This is a genomic window from Aeromicrobium tamlense (assembly GCF_013408555.1).
In the GTDB taxonomy this organism is placed as follows: Bacteria; Actinomycetota; Actinomycetes; order Propionibacteriales; family Nocardioidaceae; genus Aeromicrobium; species Aeromicrobium tamlense.
In genome coordinates, this window is the sequence record NZ_JACBZN010000001.1 from 710,973 (window position 1) to 726,610 (window position 15,638).

Consider the following 15,638-nt stretch of genomic DNA (forward strand, 5'->3'; position numbering starts at 1 on the left):
CGATAGGGTCACGAGCATGACCGTGGCCGTCGTCACCGACTCGACCGCGTCGTTGGATCCCGACGACGCGGCGCGCGAGGGCATCACCGTCGTGCCCACGACCGTCATCATCGGCGCGCGCGTCTACACCGAGGGCGTCGACGTCACGTCGCACATGATCGCCGACGCGCTGGCCGACAACGTGCCCGTCAGCACGTCGAGACCCTCGCCCGAGACCTTCCAGGCCGTCTACCGGGCGCTCGCGTCCACCGGCGTCGACGAGATCGTCTCGGTCCACATCAGCTCGAAGGTCTCCGGCACGGTCGACGCCGCGCGCCTGGCCGCCGACCGCGTCGACGTCCCCGTCCGCGTCGTGGACACGATGCAGGTCGGTCTGGCCACGGGCTTCGCCGCGGGTGCCGCGGCTCGCGCCCGCGACGCCGGCGGCACGGCCGAGGAGGTCGAGGCGGCGGCCGTCGCGTCCGCCCGCTCGGCCCGGGTGCTGCTCTACGTGGACACGCTCGAGTACCTGCGCCGCGGCGGCCGGATCGGTCGGGCCGCCGCCCTCATCGGCTCGGCACTCGCGGTGAAGCCGATCCTCACGCTCGAGGACGGCGAGGTGACGCCGCTGGAGAAGGTCCGCACGTCGTCGAAGGCCCTCGCCCGCGTGGAGGCGCTCGCCGTGGAGGCCGTCCGCGGCTACGCCGGCGACTACGACATCGGCGTGCTGCACCTGGCGAGCGAGCCCGTCGCGGTCCGCGTCGCCCAGTCGCTCGCGCAGCAGCTGGACCGTCCCGAGATCCCCGTCGACGAGGTCGGCGCGGACATCGGCGCCCACGTCGGTCCGGGGATGATCGCGGTCACCGTCAGCGCCCGCTGATCCACAGGCGGGTCCGACCCGTCGCGGCGCTCCACAGGCGCGCGATGACGGGTTCCGCGCCGAGGCCGGGGATTCCTAGGGTCGCGGCATGGTTCCCGTCCCGCCCGAGACCCGCGCCCAGGTCGCACGGCAGCGCCTGGCCGAGCTGGCCGCGACGTTCGACGCGACGCTCCCCGATCCCGACCGCCCGCCACCGGGCCGGCGCCGCAAGCCGCGCCGCGTGCTGCGACCCGTCCACGTCCGGTTCGCCGGGATCGTGGGAGGCGCGGCGGCCGTCCTCGTCGTGTGGTGGCTGCTGGCCGGCCGACCGCAGGAGGTCGCCGTGCCCGACCCGACGCCGGTGGCCGTGAGCGAGGGCGCTCCTGCGGCCTCCGCACCCGCGACCCTCGTCATCGACGTGGCGGGGCGGGTGCGACGTCCCGGCATCGTCACGCTGCCGCCGGGCTCGCGCGTGCACGAGGCGATCGAGGCCGCCGGCGGCACGAAGGGCAAGGTCGACACCGCCTCGCTGAACCTCGCGCGCGTCCTCAGCGACGGCGAGCAGGTCGTGGTGGGCGGACCTTCCGCGGGTGCGGCACCCGCAGGTGACGACGCCCCCGCGACCGTCAATCTCAACTCCGCCGACGTCGTCGCCCTCGACGCCCTGCCCGGCGTCGGCCCCGTGACCGCCGAGGCGATCGTGTCGTGGCGCGACGAGAACGGTCCGTTCCGGTCGGTCGAGGACCTGCTCGACGTGAAGGGGATCGGCGAGGCGACCCTGGCCGACCTGCGTGACCGGGTCGCGCTCTGACCTGAGGGTCGTCCCGGCCGCGCTCGCGGTCTGGGCGGCCGCCGCGGCGCTCTCGCACGCGGCGCCCCCGTGGGCGTTCGGCGCCGCTCTCTCCGGCGCGGTGGTCCTCGCCCTCGGCTGGCGACGCCCGGTGCTCGCGTTCCCCGCCGCCGCCCTCGTGGTGGTCGCCGTCACGTGCGGCTGGCGGGTGACGGCGGTGGAGGCGTCGCCGGTCACCGCACTCGCCGAGCGGGGGACCACCGTCCGCGCCGAGGTCCAGGTGCGCCAGGACGGTCGCGTCTACCGCGCGCCCTCGGGTCCCGGCACGGTCGTCCCGGTGATGGTGCGCGTCGTCGAGGCCCGCGGTCGCACGTGGGAGGTGCGCGTGCGCGCCACGGCGTTCGTCGAGGGGTCGCAGTCGCTCGTCACCGGCACGCGGCTGGCGGTGCGCGCCGAGCTCGCGCCCGCCGACGGCCGGGACGAGGCGGCGGTCCTGCGGGTGCGCGAGTGGCGCAGCGTCGGCTCGGGGCCGTGGTGGTGGCGCTGGAGCGAGGTCGTGCGCGACGGCGTCCGCGACGGTGTCGACCACCGCGACGACCAGGCCGCGGCGCTCGTCCCCGCCCTGGTCGCCGGCGACGAGACCGGACTGTCGGACCGGACCCGCGAGGAGTTCGCGGCGACCGGGCTCACCCACTTGCTCGCCGTCTCCGGCGCGAACCTCACGATCGTGCTGGGCATCGTGCTGCTGGGGCTCAAGGCCGTCGGCGCGTCCCGCCGCGTGGTGCTCGCGGCGGGCGCCCTCACGGTGGTCGCGTTCGTGCTCGTCGCACGACCGGAGCCCAGCGTGCTGCGGGCGGCGGTGATGGGATCGGTCGCGCTCGCCGGTCTCCTCGTCGGTCGCACGGGCGCGGGTCTGCGGGCGCTCGCGTGGTCCGTGATCGCGCTGGTCGTGCTGGACCCGTGGCTCGCGACGAGCGCGGGGTTCGTCCTGTCGGTCTGCGCCACGGCCGGCATCATCGCCCTCGCGCCACCCCTGGCCCGTCGCCTCCGCTGGCTGCCCGGGCCACTCGCCACGGCGGTGGCCGTGCCGATCGCGGCTCACCTCGCCTGCCTGCCGGTCGTCACGTCGTTGAGCGGCGAGGTCTCCCTGGTCGCGGTCTTCGCGAACGTCGTCGTGGCCCCCGCCGTCGCGCCCGCCACGGTGGCGGGGCTCGTCGCGGGACTCCTCGACCTCGTCTGGGCGCCCGTCGCGTCGGTCCCTGGCACCGTCGCGTGGGGTGCGGCCTCGGTGATCGTCGCGGTCGCCCGCGTCGGCGCGTCCGTCCCGGGCGCCTCGGTCGCGTGGCCGTGGCCGTGGTGGACGCTGCTGCCACTGGTGCCGGCGCTCGGCGTCGCCCTCTGGTGGCTCGTCCGTCGACCGGCCCTGACCGTCGGCGTCACCCTCGGCCTGCTCGTCGCGATCGTGCGGACGCCGACGCCCGGATGGCCGCCACGGGACGTCGTGGTGGTGGCGTGCGACGTGGGCCAGGGGGACGGGTTCGTCGTGCCGACGGGGCCGGGCGAGGCGATCGTCGTCGACGTCGGGCAGGAGCCCGGACCGATCGACCGCTGCCTCACCGAGCTGGGTGTCGAGCGCATCCCGCTCCTCGTGCTCACCCACGGCGACGCCGACCACGTCGAGGGCTGGCGCGGCGCGGTCCGCGGGCGCGAGGTCGAGGTGCTCGCCGACGGTCCGTCCGGCGGCCCGGGCGTGCCGGCCGCGCGCCGAGTCCGCCTCCTGTCGGGCAGCACGCTTCAGGTCGGGGACGTGCGCCTCGAGGTCCTCTGGCCGCGCACCGACGCCGAGCGCGTCCCGCCCGAGGCGCGCAACGACGTGAGCGTGGTGCTGCGGGCCACCGTTCGCGGGCACCGCGTCCTGTTCACCGGCGACCTGGGGGAGGAGGCCCAGCGGGGGCTCGGCCGCCTCCACCCCGACCTGGCCGCCGACGTGCTGAAGGTGGCGCACCACGGCAGCGCCGACCAGTGGCCGGGGCTCGTCGAGAGGGTCGCGCCGACGGTCGCGCTGATCGGCGTGGGCGCCGACAACCCGCACGGTCATCCCACCGGGGCGGCCCTGGACGAGCTGGCCTCGCACGGGGTCTCGGTGTGGCGCACGGACACCTCGGGCACGGTCGCGGTGGTCGACCGCAACGGGAGACTCGTCGTGTCGGCGCGGTGACCTATTCTCGGGACGTGGCGAACCCGTTCGGCAAGATCCTGCTGGTCACCGGCAACTCCGAGTTCCTCTCCGACCGTGCCCGGCGCCAGGCCGTCGCGCAGGTCCGCGAGGCGGCGCCCGAGGCCGAGATCGCCGAGTCGTCCGCCTCCTCGCTCGCCCCGGGCGAGTTCACCGCGCTCACCAGCGCGTCGCTGTTCAGCCAGGCCACGGCCGTCGTGCTCACCGACCTGCAGGACCTCGGCGAGCAGGTCGCCGCCGAGCTGCTCCAGTACGCCGCGTCGCCGTCCGACGACACGGCCGTCGTGCTGGTGCACGGCGGGGGAGCGAAGGGCAAGGGCCTGCTCGACAAGCTGCGCAAGACCGCGGCCGTCAGCGAGGTCGCCCAACAGGCGCCGAAGTACGAGCGCGACCTCATCGCGTGGGCGCGCCAGGAGGCGCGCTCGCGCGGCCGAGCGATCGACGACGAGGGCGCGGCGCTGCTCGTGGCGGCGGTCGGCTCGGACCTGCGGTCCCTGGCCGCGGCCGTCGACCAGCTGGTCACCACCCTCGCCGAGGGGGAGCGGCTCGACGCCGCGGTCGTCGGACGGTACTTCGGCGGGCGCGCCGAGGTGCGCGGCTACGAGATCGCCGACGCGGCCCTCGACGGGCGCCTCGACCTCGCGCTCGAGCGGGCCCGGTGGGCCGAGGCCGCGAAGGTCGCGCCGCTGCTCATCACCGCGGCGCTCGCGTCCGGCCTTCGCCAGCTGGCGCGCGTCGCCACGGCCGACCCCGGCCTGCGCGACGCCGACCTGGCCCGCGAGGTGGGCGCGCCGCCGTTCAAGATCCGCACGCTGCGCCAGAGCGCTCGCGGCTGGACCGAGGCGTCCCTGCGCCAGGCGCTCGACGCCGTCGCCCGCGCCGACCTCGCGGTCAAGGGCGGCTCGGCCGAGCCGGGTCACGCGGTCGAGCGGATGATCATCGACATCGCGGTCGCGCGCTCGCGCGGCTGACTCCCGAACGCACGAACGCCCCGCCACCCATCGGGTGCGGGGCGTTCGAGGCGGAGCTCAGAGAGCGGCGGCCTTCTTGGCGATCGCCGACTTGCGGTTCGCAGCCTGGTTCTTGTGGATGACACCCTTCGAAGCAGCCTTGTCGAGCTTCTTCGCGGTGTCGGCGGCGAGGACCTTCGCCTCGTCGGCGTTGCCGGCCTCGACGGCCTCCTGGAAGCGGCGAACCGAGGTCTTCAGTGCCGAGCGCACGGACTTGTTGCGCTCGCGCGCGGCCTCGTTCTGCCGGTTGCGCTTGATCTGCGACTTGATGTTCGCCACGGCAAACCTGTTCTTTCGTCGTTCTGGGTGATGAGAAGTCTGGTCGCGTCCGAGCCCGTCGTACGGTGGGCTGGACACGCAATCGTCAATGCTACCAGCGGTGACGGTCGGTCCTCAAATCCGGTGCGTCTCGTAGGCTACGGGCGTGCAGCTCCTCTACGACATCCTGGTCTGGGTCCACATCGCGTGCTGGGTCGCGGCCCTCGTCCTGTGGGCCATGTCCCTCAAGGCTCCGCGCGTCCCGAAGGGCATGGCGCACGCCGTCGCCACGGCCCTGGTCATCGGCATCGTGCTGACCGGCATCGGCTCGGCCAGCGAGGCCGTCCACGACCCGAACAACGCGAAGGTGGGCGTCAAGCTCGTCATCGCCGCGGTTGCCACCGCGCTGGCGTTCATGAAGCAGAAGCTCCCCGCGCCGAACCCGTGGGGACACGTCGTGGCGGCCCTCGTGCTCGTCAACGTCGTGATCGCGTACGCCTGGCGCTGATCGGCTGTCACGACCCCTGTGCGGGTCGTGGACAATGGATCTCACCATGACGCGCCCCACCACCGCCCCGGCCCCGGGGTCGACGCCGCCCGACCTGCTGCGGAACTTCTGCATCATCGCGCACATCGACCACGGCAAGTCGACCCTCGCCGACCGCATGCTGCAGCTGACCGGCGTCGTGGACGAGCGCGCCGCCCGCGCCCAGTACCTCGACCGGATGGACATCGAGCGCGAGCGCGGCATCACGATCAAGAGCCAGGCCGTGCGGATGCCGTTCACGAAGTCCGACGGCGACGACGCGGGCACGACCTACGTGCTCAACATGATCGACACGCCCGGGCACGTGGACTTCACCTACGAGGTGAGCCGCTCGCTCGAGGCGTGCGAGGGCGCGATCCTGCTGGTCGACGCGGCCCAGGGCATCGAGGCGCAGACGCTGGCGAACCTCTACCTGGCGATGGACGCCGACCTGCACATCATCCCGGTGCTCAACAAGATCGACCTGCCGGGCGCGCAGCCGGAGAAGTACGCCGAGGAGATCGCCGGGATCATCGGCGGCGACCCCGACGACGTGCTGCGGGTCTCGGCGAAGACCGGCCAGGGCGTCGAGGCGCTGCTGAACCTCATCGTCGACGAGGTCCCGCCGCCCGAGGGCGATCCCGACGGCCCGCCGCGTGCGCTGATCTTCGACTCCGTCTACGACACGTACCGCGGCGTCGTGACCTACGTCCGCGTGGTCGACGGCAAGCTCAGCCACCGCGACAAGATCAAGATGATGTCCACCGGCGCGGTCCACGAGATGCTCGAGGTCGGCGTGATCAGCCCCGAGCCCGTCAAGGAGGACCACCTCGGCGTGGGCGAGGTCGGCTACCTCATCACCGGCGTGAAGGAGGTCCGCCAGAGCCGCGTCGGCGACACCGTCACGTCGGCCACGAAGCCGGCCTCCGAACCGCTCGGCGGCTACCAGCACCCGAACCCGATGGTGTTCTCCGGCCTGTACCCGATCGACGGCGACGACTTCTCCACCCTGCGCGACGCGCTGGAGAAGCTGCAGCTCAACGACGCGGCGCTGGTCTACGAGCCCGAGTCGTCCGGCGCACTGGGCTTCGGCTTCCGCATCGGCTTCCTGGGCCTGCTGCACCTGGAGATCGTCCGCGAGCGGCTCGAGCGCGAGTTCAACCTCGACCTCATCTCCACGGCGCCCAACGTGGTCTACCGCATCGAGCTCGAGGACGGCAGCGAGCACGTCGTCACCAACCCGAGCGAGTACCCGAACTCGGGCAAGATCGCGAAGGTCTACGAGCCCGTCGTCTCGGCCACGATCCTGGCGCCCTCGGACTACATCGGCACGATCATGGAGCTCTGCCAGGCGCGACGCGGCCAGCTCGGCGGCATGGACTACCTGTCCGAGGACCGCGTCGAGATCCGCTACACGCTGCCGATGGGCGAGATCATGTTCGACTTCTTCGACGCGCTGAAGTCGCGCACGAAGGGCTACGCCTCGCTGAACTACGAGCTCGCCGGCGAGCAGGCCGCCGACCTGGTGAAGGTCGACATCCTGCTGCAGGGCGAGGTGGTCGACGCGTTCAGCGCGATCGTCCACCGCGACAGCGCCTACACGTACGGCGTCGCGCTCGCGGGCAAGCTCAAGGAGCTCATCCCGCGCCAGCAGTTCGAGGTGCCGATCCAGGCCGCCATCGGCGCGCGCGTCATCGCCCGCGAGAACATCCGCGCGATCCGCAAGGACGTCCTCGCCAAGTGCTACGGCGGCGACATCAGCCGCAAGCGCAAGCTGCTGGAGAAGCAGAAGGAAGGCAAGAAGCGCATGAAGATGGTCGGTCGCGTCGAGGTCCCCCAGGAGGCGTTCATCGCCGCCCTCTCCACCGGGGACGCCAAGCAGTCCTGAGCCCTCGGGGCCAACTGTGACGAGAAACACCCGCGTGGCCCGTACGCGCGGGTAGGGTGACGGGCATCACAGTGTCGACCGTCCCCCGGGAGCTCTCCAATGTCCGTCTCCGCCGCCGACCAACTCACGATCGTCCAGAACCGCGCCCGCAGCGTCGGTGAGCTGTTCTTCAGCCGCGTCGACGCGTCGGGTCCCCGCGAGGCGTTCCGCTACCCCGATGCCGACGAGAACTGGCACTCGCTGACCTGGACCCAGTCCGGCGAGAAGGTCACGAAGCTGGCTGCGGGCCTCGTCGCCCTGGGCATCGAGCCCGAGGAGCGCGTCGCGATCGCGTCGGGCACGCGCATCGAGTGGATCCTGTCCGACCTCGCCATCAACTCCGCGGGCGCGGCCACGACCACCGTCTACCCCAGCACGGTGACGAACGACGTCGTCTACATCCTGGCCGACTCCGAGAGCCGCGTCGTCTTCGCCGAGGACGACAGCCAGGTCGCGAAGCTGCGCGAGGGCCGCGCCGAGCTGCCGCAGGTGGCCAAGGTCGTCGTCTACGAGGGCGAGACCGACGGCGACTGGGTCATCTCGTTCCAGGACCTGCTGGACCTCGGCGAGAAGCACCTCGCCGACCACCCGGGCGTCGTGCAGGAGCGCATCGCGGCCACGGGCCCCGAGTCCCTGGCCACGCTGATCTACACGTCGGGCACCACCGGCCGTCCCAAGGGCGTTCGCCTCGTGCACGACTGCTGGACCTACGAGGGCGCCGCCGTGGCCGCGCCCGGCTTCCTCTCCATCGACGACCTCGAGTACCGCTGGCTGCCGATGGCGCACTCGTTCGGCAAGGTGCTGCTGACGACGCAACTCGCCGTCGGCTTCCCGTGCGCGGTCGACGGCCGCGTGCCGAAGATCGTCGAGAACCTCGCGGTCGTGAAGCCCACGTTCATGGGCGCCGCGCCGCGCATCTTCGAGAAGGCCTACGGACGCATCGTCGGCATGATGGAGGAGGAGGGCGGCCCCAAGCTCAAGCTCTTCCACTGGGCCGAGCGCGTCGGCCTGCAGGTCTCGCGCCTCACCCGGGCCGGCAAGCCCGTGCCGCTGCCGCTGAAGGCGCAGCACGCGATCGCCGACAGGCTCGTGTTCTCCAAGGTCCGCGACCGCTTCGGCGGGCGCGTCCGGTTCTTCATCTCCGGCGCCGCCTCGCTCTCCACCGACATCGCCGAGTGGTTCCACGCCGCCGGCATCCTCGTGCTGGAGGGCTACGGCCTGACCGAGACGTCGGCCGGCGCCGTCGTGGCCCACCCCGACGACTTCAAGATCGGCACCGTCGGCCGCCCGTTCCCCGGCTCCGAGGTCAAGATCGCCGAGGACGGCGAGGTCCTCATCAAGGGTCCGAACGTCATGCGCGGCTACCACAACCTCGAGACCGAGTCGGCGTCCGCGCTGACCGACGACGGATGGCTCGCCACCGGCGACATCGGCGAGTTCGACGCCGACGGCTTCCTGCGGATCACCGATCGCAAGAAGGACCTCTTCAAGACCTCGGGCGGCAAGTACGTCGCGCCGTCGCACATCGAGGGCATCTTCAAGGCGGTGTGCCCGTTGGCCAGCCAGATGGTGGTGCACGGCAACGACCGCAAGTTTTGCTCGGCGCTCATCACGCTCGACCCCGACGCCGTCGACGGCTGGGCCGAGCACCACGGCATGTCCGGCAAGTCCTACCAGGAGATCGTGTCTTCGCCCGGCATCCAGCAGCAGATCGCGCAGGACGTGGAGGAGCTCAACGCGAAGCTCAACCCGTGGGAGACGATCAAGAAGTGGGCCGTCCTCGACCACGACCTGTCGATCGAGTCCGGGGAGATCACGCCGAGCATGAAGGTCAAGCGCCGGGTCGTCGAGGAGCGCTACGCCGACGTGCTCGACGGCTTCTACGCCGGGGCCTGACGGGCCGCCACGTACCCTTGGTGCGTGGCGTTCGGCATCTACCTGCACGTGCCGTTCTGCTCGGTGCGGTGCGGCTACTGCGACTTCAACACGTACACCGCCGACGAGCTCGGCGGACCCGACGTGGTCGGTGCGTCGCGCACCACCTACATCCAGGCGGCGCTGCGCGAGCTCGACCTCGTGCCCGAGCGCACGGTCGACACCGTGTTCGTCGGCGGCGGCACGCCGTCGCAGGTGCCTGCGGGTGACCTCGTGCGGTTCCTGAAGGCGGTCGACGCGCGCGGCGCGCTGGCCCCCGGCGCCGAGGTCACCACCGAGGCCAACCCCGACAGCGTCTCGCCCGCCTCGCTCGCCGAGCTGCGCGAGGGCGGCTTCACCCGGATCTCGTTCGGCATGCAGTCCGCCGTGCGGCACGTCCTGTCGGTGCTCGACCGCACGCACGATCCCGAGCGCGTTCCGCAGGCCGTGGCCTGGGCGCGCGAGGCCGGCTTCGAGCAGGTCAGCCTCGACCTCATCTACGGCTCGCCCACCGAGACGATGGACGACTGGCGTCACACCGTGGAGGCGGCGCTGGAGATGGAGCCCGACCACATCAGCGCCTATGCGCTGATCGTCGAGGACGGCACCGCCTTCGCCCGCAAGGTCCGTCGCGGTGAGGTCGTCATGCCCGACGACGACGAGACCGCGGACAAGTACCTGCTGGCCGACGACCTGCTCGAGGCCGCGGGGCTGCGCTGGTACGAGCTGTCGAACTGGGCTCGCGACGAGGCGGCACAGTGCCGTCACAACGTCGGCTACTGGAACGGCGGCGAGTGGTGGGGCGTCGGACCCGGCGCGCACTCGTTCGTCGACGGTGAGCGCTGGTGGAACGTCAAGCACCCCGCCGCCTACGCGCAGCGGCTCACGGCGGGGGAGTCGCCCCGTGCCGACGGCGAGCGTCCCGACGCCGACGCGCGTCACCTCGAGGACGTCATGTTGCGCATCCGCCTGGCCGAGGGGATCGAGCCGAGCCTGCTCGGCGACGTGAGCCGGTTCGTCGACGCGGGCTGGCTCGAGCCGCGCGGCGACCGCGTGGTGCTGACCCGCACGGGCCGCCTCATGGCCGACCGTGTGGTCCTTGAGGCTGTCGGCGACCTCTGAGGCCTGTTCGGCACCCTGTCGGCTGCGCTACGTTCGCCCCATGGGGGACGTGGAGGTCACCACCTCGAAGGTCAGCCGCCCGGTCCTGACCGCGATGGTCATCGGCTCCATGGTCGGAGCCGGGGTCTTCTCGCTGCCGGCGCGCTTCGGCACGGCCACGGGCGTCGCGGGCGCCCTCATCGCGTGGACGATCGCCGGCACCGGCATGCTCATGCTGGCCTTCTGCTTCCAGGCCCTCGCGGTGCGCAAGCCCGAGCTGGACTCCGGCGTGTTCATCTACGCCAAGGCCGGGTTCGGCGACTACGTCGGCTTCAACTCCGCGGTCGGCTTCTGGGCCAGCACGATGGCCGGCAACGCCTTCTACTGGGTCTTCATCACTGCGACGATCGGCGCGTTCTTCCCGGAGTTCGGCGACGGCGACACGATCCTGGCGGTCGCGATCTCGTCCGCCGGCGTGTGGGTGTTCCACGTCCTCATCGCGCGCGGCGTCCGCGACGCGGCCGTCATCAACCGCCTCGTCACGATCTTCAAGATCATCCCGATCCTCGTGTTCATCGTGGTGCTGGGCCTGAGCTTCGACGCGGGCACGTTCAGCGACAACTTCTTCGCCTACGACGACCTCGGCACGATGACCGAGCAGGTCAAGAGCACGATGCTCGTCACGACGTTCGTCTTCATCGGCATCGAGGGCGCCAGCGTCTACTCGCGCTACGCCCAGCGCCGCGAGCACGTCGGTCAGGCCACGGTGGTGGGCTTCCTGAGCGTGCTGGCGATCTTCTCGCTCGTCACCCTCGTGTCGTACGGCGCGTTCCCGCAGTCGCAGATCGCCGGCACCCGCCAGCCGTCGATGGTGGGCCTCTTCGAGGAGACCGTCGGCCCGTGGGGCGAGTGGTTCATCAGCGCGGGTGTCATCGTGTCGGTGCTCGGCGCCTACCTCGCGTGGACCCTGATGGCCGCCGAGGTCGCGTTCGTCCCCGCCCGCAGCAACGACATGCCGCGGTTCCTCGGCCGCGAGAACGCCTCGGGAACCCCGATCGCCGCGCTCATCGCGACCACGATCGGCGTGCAGGCCCTGCTGGCGCTGACGCTGTTCGTCGACGACTCGCTCAACTTCATGCTGGACCTCACCACGAGCCTCGCGCTCGTGCCGTACCTGCTGGCGGCGGCCTACGCGCTGAAGCTGACCCTGTCGGGTGAGACCTACGAGGAGGACTCCTCCGAGCGGGTGAAGCACGGAGTCTTCGCGGGCGTCGCCACCGCGTACGCGATCTTCCTCTTCGTCGCCGCAGGTCTGGAGTTCCTGCTGTTGTCGTGCTTGCTCTACGCGCCCGCGGTGCTGCTCTACGTCATCGCGCGCTTCGAACGCCGTCTGCGGATCTTCACCGTGTCGGAGGGGGCGTTGTGCGCGATCATCTTCATGGGCGCCGTCGTCGCCCTGTTCGCACTCGTCACCGGCTGGATCACGCTGTGATGCCACGTCCCGAAGGAGCCCCATGACGAACCCGTCCGACGCCTACGGCGTCCACTCCGAGGTCGGTCGACTGCGGAAGGTCCTGGTCTGCGCGCCGGGCCTCGCGCACGAGCGCCTCACGCCGTCGAACTGCGACGACCTGCTCTTCGACGACGTGCTGTGGGTGCAGAACGCCCAGCGCGACCACCAGGACTTCGTCGAGAAGATGCGCGAGCGGGACGTCGAGGTCATCGAGCTGCACGACGTCCTCGCCGACACAATGGCCGATCGTGCCGCGCGCGCCTGGCTGCTCGACCGCAAGATCGTCGCGAACGAGGTCGGCGTCGGCCTCGTGGAGGAGACGCGCGGCTACCTCGACGAGCTGCCCGCCGACGAGCTGACTCGCTTCCTCATCGGCGGCCTGTCCACGCGCGACCTGCCGCGCGAGCTGGCGCCCGGCTACCGCGCCCTGGTGCGGGAGGCCCACGGCGGTCACGAGTACCTGATGCCGCCGCTGCCGAACACGCTCTACACGCGCGACACGACGTGCTGGGTGTACGGCGGACTCACGCTGAACCCGCTGTACTGGGCGGCGCGCAAGGACGAGACGCTGCTGATGAAGGCGGTCTACGAGTTCCACCCCGACTTCGCCGGCTCGAAGGTCTGGTGGGGCGACCCCGAGGTCAACTGGGGCACAGCCACCGTGGAGGGCGGCGACGTCCTCGTCCCCGGCAACGGCGTCGTGCTGATCGGCATGAGCGAGCGGTCGTCGCGCCAGGGCATCACGCAGCTGGCCAAGTCCCTCTTCGACCGGGGCGCCGCCGAGAAGGTGATCGTCGCCGGCATGCCGAAGCTGCGCGCTGCGATGCACCTCGACACCGTGTTCACGTTCGCCGACCGCGACGTGGTGACGATCTACCCCGACATCGTGAACACGATCCACGCCTTCACGGTGCTGCCCGGCGAGGGGCTCCCGGGCATCGAGGTGATCGACCACGAGGACACCCCGTTCCTCGACGTGGTGGCCGACGCGCTGGGCATCGAGAAGTTCCAGGTCGTCGAGACGGGCGGCAGCGAGTACGACACCGAGCGCCAGCAGTGGGACAGCGGCAACAACCTCGTCGCGCTGGAGCCGGGCGTCGTCGTGGCCTACGACCGCAACACCTACACGAACTCGCTGCTGCGCAAGGCCGGCATCGAGGTCATCGAGATCGTCGGAGCCGAGCTCGGGCGCGGCCGCGGGGGCGGGCACTGCATGACGTGCCCGATCATCCGTGAGCCCCTCGACGGCTGAGCCGCGGCGCCGCTGGCTGCGCTTCGCGGTCACCGTCGCGGTGACGCTGCTGATCCTGGCCGTCGGGATCAGCCTCGCGGACGAGATCGACTGGGAGGGCGTGCGCTCCTCGCTCGCCCGGCTCGAGGCGTGGCAGCTGCTGGTGCTGTGCCTCGGGCTGCTGCTGCGGCAGTGGCTCAACGCGCTGCCGCTGGCGCTGTTCATCGACGGTCTGCCGTCGTGGCGGGCGATGCAGAACGACCAGGCCGCGATCCTCATGACCACGGTCGCGCCGCCCCCGGCGGACTACGTGATGCGGTTCGCGATCTTCACGTCCTGGGGGATCGCGCTGCCCGCCGCGGTGGCCGGCTCGGTCATGAACACGCTCTCGTTCTACGTCGTGCGGTTCGGGGCGCCGGTGCTGGGCAGCCTGCTGATGATCCTCCTCGGCACGTTCCACCTCGGTGAGCTGCTCGGCGCCCTGCCGAGCATGCTCGTGAGCGTCGCGATCCTCGGGGCGCTGTGGCTGGCGTTCCGTGGCGAGGCGTTCACGGCCGTGCTCGCGCGCCGGGCGGGCGACCTCGTGGCGCGGGTGCGGCCGAAGGTCTCGGGGGAGGCCTGGGCGGAGTCGGCGGCCGGCTTCCGTCGCCAGGTCATCGGGCGGGTGCCGCGGGCGCTGCCGCGCTCGCTGCTCGCGCTGACGGCCATGGTGCTGGTGGACGCGACGCTGCTCGTCGCGTCGCTCCGGTTCGTCGGGGTGGACGCGCAGCAGGTGCCCGCGATCGAGGTCGTCGTGGCGTTCCTCGTCGCCTACCCGCTCACGCTGTTCCCGTTCTCGGGCATCGGCATCCTCGACGCCGTGGTCATCGCGACCCTCCTCAGCGTCGGCACCGACGTGTACGAGGAGGGCGTCATCGCAGGATTCTTCGTGTGGCGCATCGTGACGATCGGCGGCCCGATCCTGCTGGGCCTGCTGTCGGTGGCGCTGTGGAAGTGGGAACTGCTGCGGCGCCCGACTACGCCGGCTGCGTGACGAAGTCGATGAGCTCCTCGACCCGCCCCAGGAAGGCCGGCTCGAGGTCGGTCCAGGAGTCGACCCGGCCGAGGATCGCCTTCCACGCCCGCGCGATGTCGGCCTGCTCGGCGTGCGGCCAGCCGAGGTGGGCGCAGATGCCCTTCTTCCACTCGATGGTGCGGGGGATCGTGGGCCACGCGTCCATGCCGAGGCGCTGCGGCTTCACGGCCTGCCACACGTCGACGTAGGGGTGACCCACCACCAGCAGGTGCGGCACGTGGGCGACGGCGTCGGCGAGGCGCTGCTCCTTCGAGCCGGGCACGAGGTGGTCGACGAGGACGCCGAGGCGGCGCTTCGGGCCGGGGGAGAAGTCGCGCACGATGCCCGCGAGGTCGTCGATGCCGCCGAGGTGCTCCACGGCCACGCCCTCGGCGCGCAGGTCGTCGCCCCAGACCTTCTCGACGAGCTCGGCGTCGTGACGACCCTCGACGAAGATGCGGCTGGGCAGCGCGACCTTCGCGCGGGTGTCTGCCGCGACGCGCGAGCCCGAGGCGGTGCGGGTGGGCGCGGCGGCGACCTTCGGCGTGGGCGCGACGAGCACGACGGGCTTGCCCTCCATGAGGAAGCCGGGGCCGAGCGGGAAGACCTTGCGTCGCATCCGGCGGTCCTCCAGCTCCACGGTGCCGAGGTCGCGCTCGACACGCATGATCTCGCCGACGAAGCCGGAGGAGGCCTCCTCGACGACCAGGCCGGGATCGGCGGCCAGCTCGGTGGAGCGGCCTCGGGCGGGCCGGCGCCAGTCGCCGGAGAGCACGTCGGACCCGTAGCGGTCAGCCATGGCCGAACCACGCCCCCAGGAGTCGCTGGTGGAAGTCCTCGACGTCGTCCTTCGTGCCGCTGTCGAGCGTGTCGCCGGCGATGAGGCCGATCGCGAGGTCGACCGCGGCGGGCCAGGTCTTGGGGACCTCGGCCGGTATCTCGTCGGTGACGAGAGCGCCGAGCGCGACCTCGGGCGCGTGACCGGGGCGGGTGACCACCATGACGAGCTCGCCGCCCTCGGGCCCATGGCCCAGGTGCGAGACCTCGACGAACGCCTCGCCGACGGCGCCGGCCCAGACCGACGCCATCGAGCCGCCGCGCGACTCGTGCGCGACGGTGGTGCCGTCGGGGGCGGTCACGGCGTAGGGGGTGTAGACGAGGACCTGGTCCCCGTCGACGACCTCGATCGCGCCGTCGGGGCGCACGGAGACCTCACTCACCCCGACAGGTTGCCATGTCC

At 71.8% G+C, this 15,638-nt stretch carries 14 protein-coding genes; 11 read left to right on the forward strand and 3 right to left on the reverse strand.

Going from position 1 to position 15,638, the window contains the following annotated elements; all coding sequences use genetic code 11:
• Positions 1–16: 16 nt before the first annotated feature.
• From BJ975_RS03630 to holA, 4 genes are all read left to right on the forward strand, one after another.
• Complete coding sequence (locus tag BJ975_RS03630; RefSeq protein WP_179423732.1) at positions 17–859, forward strand: DegV family protein; 843 nt, start codon at positions 17–19, stop codon at positions 857–859.
• An 88-nt stretch (positions 860–947) separates the two neighbouring features.
• A complete protein-coding gene (locus tag BJ975_RS03635; protein WP_179423734.1) occupies positions 948–1,649 on the forward strand; it encodes a ComEA family DNA-binding protein in 702 nt (233 codons plus the stop codon).
• Positions 1,630–3,846: a ComEC/Rec2 family competence protein gene (locus BJ975_RS03640; protein WP_179423736.1), complete on the forward strand. Its 2,217-nt coding sequence runs from the start codon at positions 1,630–1,632 to the stop codon at positions 3,844–3,846. Before BJ975_RS03635 ends, BJ975_RS03640 begins: the two co-directional genes overlap by 20 nt.
• A gap of 14 nt (positions 3,847–3,860) precedes the next feature.
• Positions 3,861–4,835 (forward strand): DNA polymerase III subunit delta, encoded by a 975-nt coding sequence (gene holA, locus BJ975_RS03645; protein WP_317628210.1) that lies wholly within the window; start codon positions 3,861–3,863, stop codon positions 4,833–4,835.
• A 57-nt stretch (positions 4,836–4,892) separates the two neighbouring features.
• Here the strand turns inward: holA and rpsT are convergent, their stop codons facing one another.
• On the reverse strand, positions 4,893–5,153 hold the full coding sequence (gene rpsT / locus BJ975_RS03650; RefSeq protein ID WP_179423740.1) for a 30S ribosomal protein S20: 261 nt from the start codon (positions 5,151–5,153) through the stop codon (positions 4,893–4,895).
• A 145-nt stretch (positions 5,154–5,298) separates the two neighbouring features.
• On the opposite strand from rpsT, the gene BJ975_RS03655 reads away from it, so the two are divergent.
• The 7 genes from BJ975_RS03655 to BJ975_RS03685 all read left to right on the forward strand — a co-directional run bounded on the left by BJ975_RS03655 (position 5,299) and on the right by BJ975_RS03685 (position 14,377).
• Positions 5,299–5,640, forward strand: a complete 342-nt coding sequence (locus BJ975_RS03655) for a hypothetical protein (protein ID WP_179423742.1) — start codon at positions 5,299–5,301, stop codon at positions 5,638–5,640.
• Between the two features lie 46 nt (positions 5,641–5,686).
• A complete protein-coding gene (lepA, locus tag BJ975_RS03660) occupies positions 5,687–7,546 on the forward strand; it encodes a translation elongation factor 4 (protein WP_179423744.1) in 1,860 nt (619 codons plus the stop codon).
• A gap of 99 nt (positions 7,547–7,645) precedes the next feature.
• The gene (locus tag BJ975_RS03665; protein WP_179423746.1) at positions 7,646–9,481 is read left to right on the forward strand and encodes an AMP-dependent synthetase/ligase; all 1,836 of its coding nucleotides are present in this window, start codon (positions 7,646–7,648) and stop codon (positions 9,479–9,481) included.
• 24 nt (positions 9,482–9,505) lie between these two features.
• Positions 9,506–10,621: a radical SAM family heme chaperone HemW gene (hemW, locus tag BJ975_RS03670; RefSeq protein WP_179423748.1), complete on the forward strand. Its 1,116-nt coding sequence runs from the start codon at positions 9,506–9,508 to the stop codon at positions 10,619–10,621.
• A 40-nt stretch (positions 10,622–10,661) separates the two neighbouring features.
• Positions 10,662–12,092, forward strand: a complete 1,431-nt coding sequence (locus BJ975_RS03675; protein WP_179423750.1) for a basic amino acid/polyamine antiporter — start codon at positions 10,662–10,664, stop codon at positions 12,090–12,092.
• Positions 12,093–12,114: 22 nt separating this feature from the next.
• Positions 12,115–13,365 (forward strand): arginine deiminase, encoded by a 1,251-nt coding sequence (locus tag BJ975_RS03680; protein ID WP_179423752.1) that lies wholly within the window; start codon positions 12,115–12,117, stop codon positions 13,363–13,365.
• Positions 13,346–14,377 (forward strand): lysylphosphatidylglycerol synthase domain-containing protein, encoded by a 1,032-nt coding sequence (locus BJ975_RS03685; protein ID WP_179423754.1) that lies wholly within the window; start codon positions 13,346–13,348, stop codon positions 14,375–14,377. Before BJ975_RS03680 ends, BJ975_RS03685 begins: the two co-directional genes overlap by 20 nt.
• On the opposite strand, the gene BJ975_RS03690 is transcribed toward BJ975_RS03685, so the two are convergent.
• Together BJ975_RS03690 and BJ975_RS03695 are read right to left on the reverse strand one after the other, a co-directional pair.
• The gene (locus tag BJ975_RS03690) at positions 14,361–15,197 is read right to left on the reverse strand and encodes a DUF3097 domain-containing protein (RefSeq protein WP_179423756.1); all 837 of its coding nucleotides are present in this window, start codon (positions 15,195–15,197) and stop codon (positions 14,361–14,363) included. The two genes, BJ975_RS03685 and BJ975_RS03690, sit on opposite strands and share 17 nt — an antisense overlap.
• On the reverse strand, positions 15,190–15,618 hold the full coding sequence (locus BJ975_RS03695; protein WP_179423758.1) for a hypothetical protein: 429 nt from the start codon (positions 15,616–15,618) through the stop codon (positions 15,190–15,192). Before BJ975_RS03695 ends, BJ975_RS03690 begins: the two co-directional genes overlap by 8 nt.
• Positions 15,619–15,638: the final 20 nt, after the last annotated feature.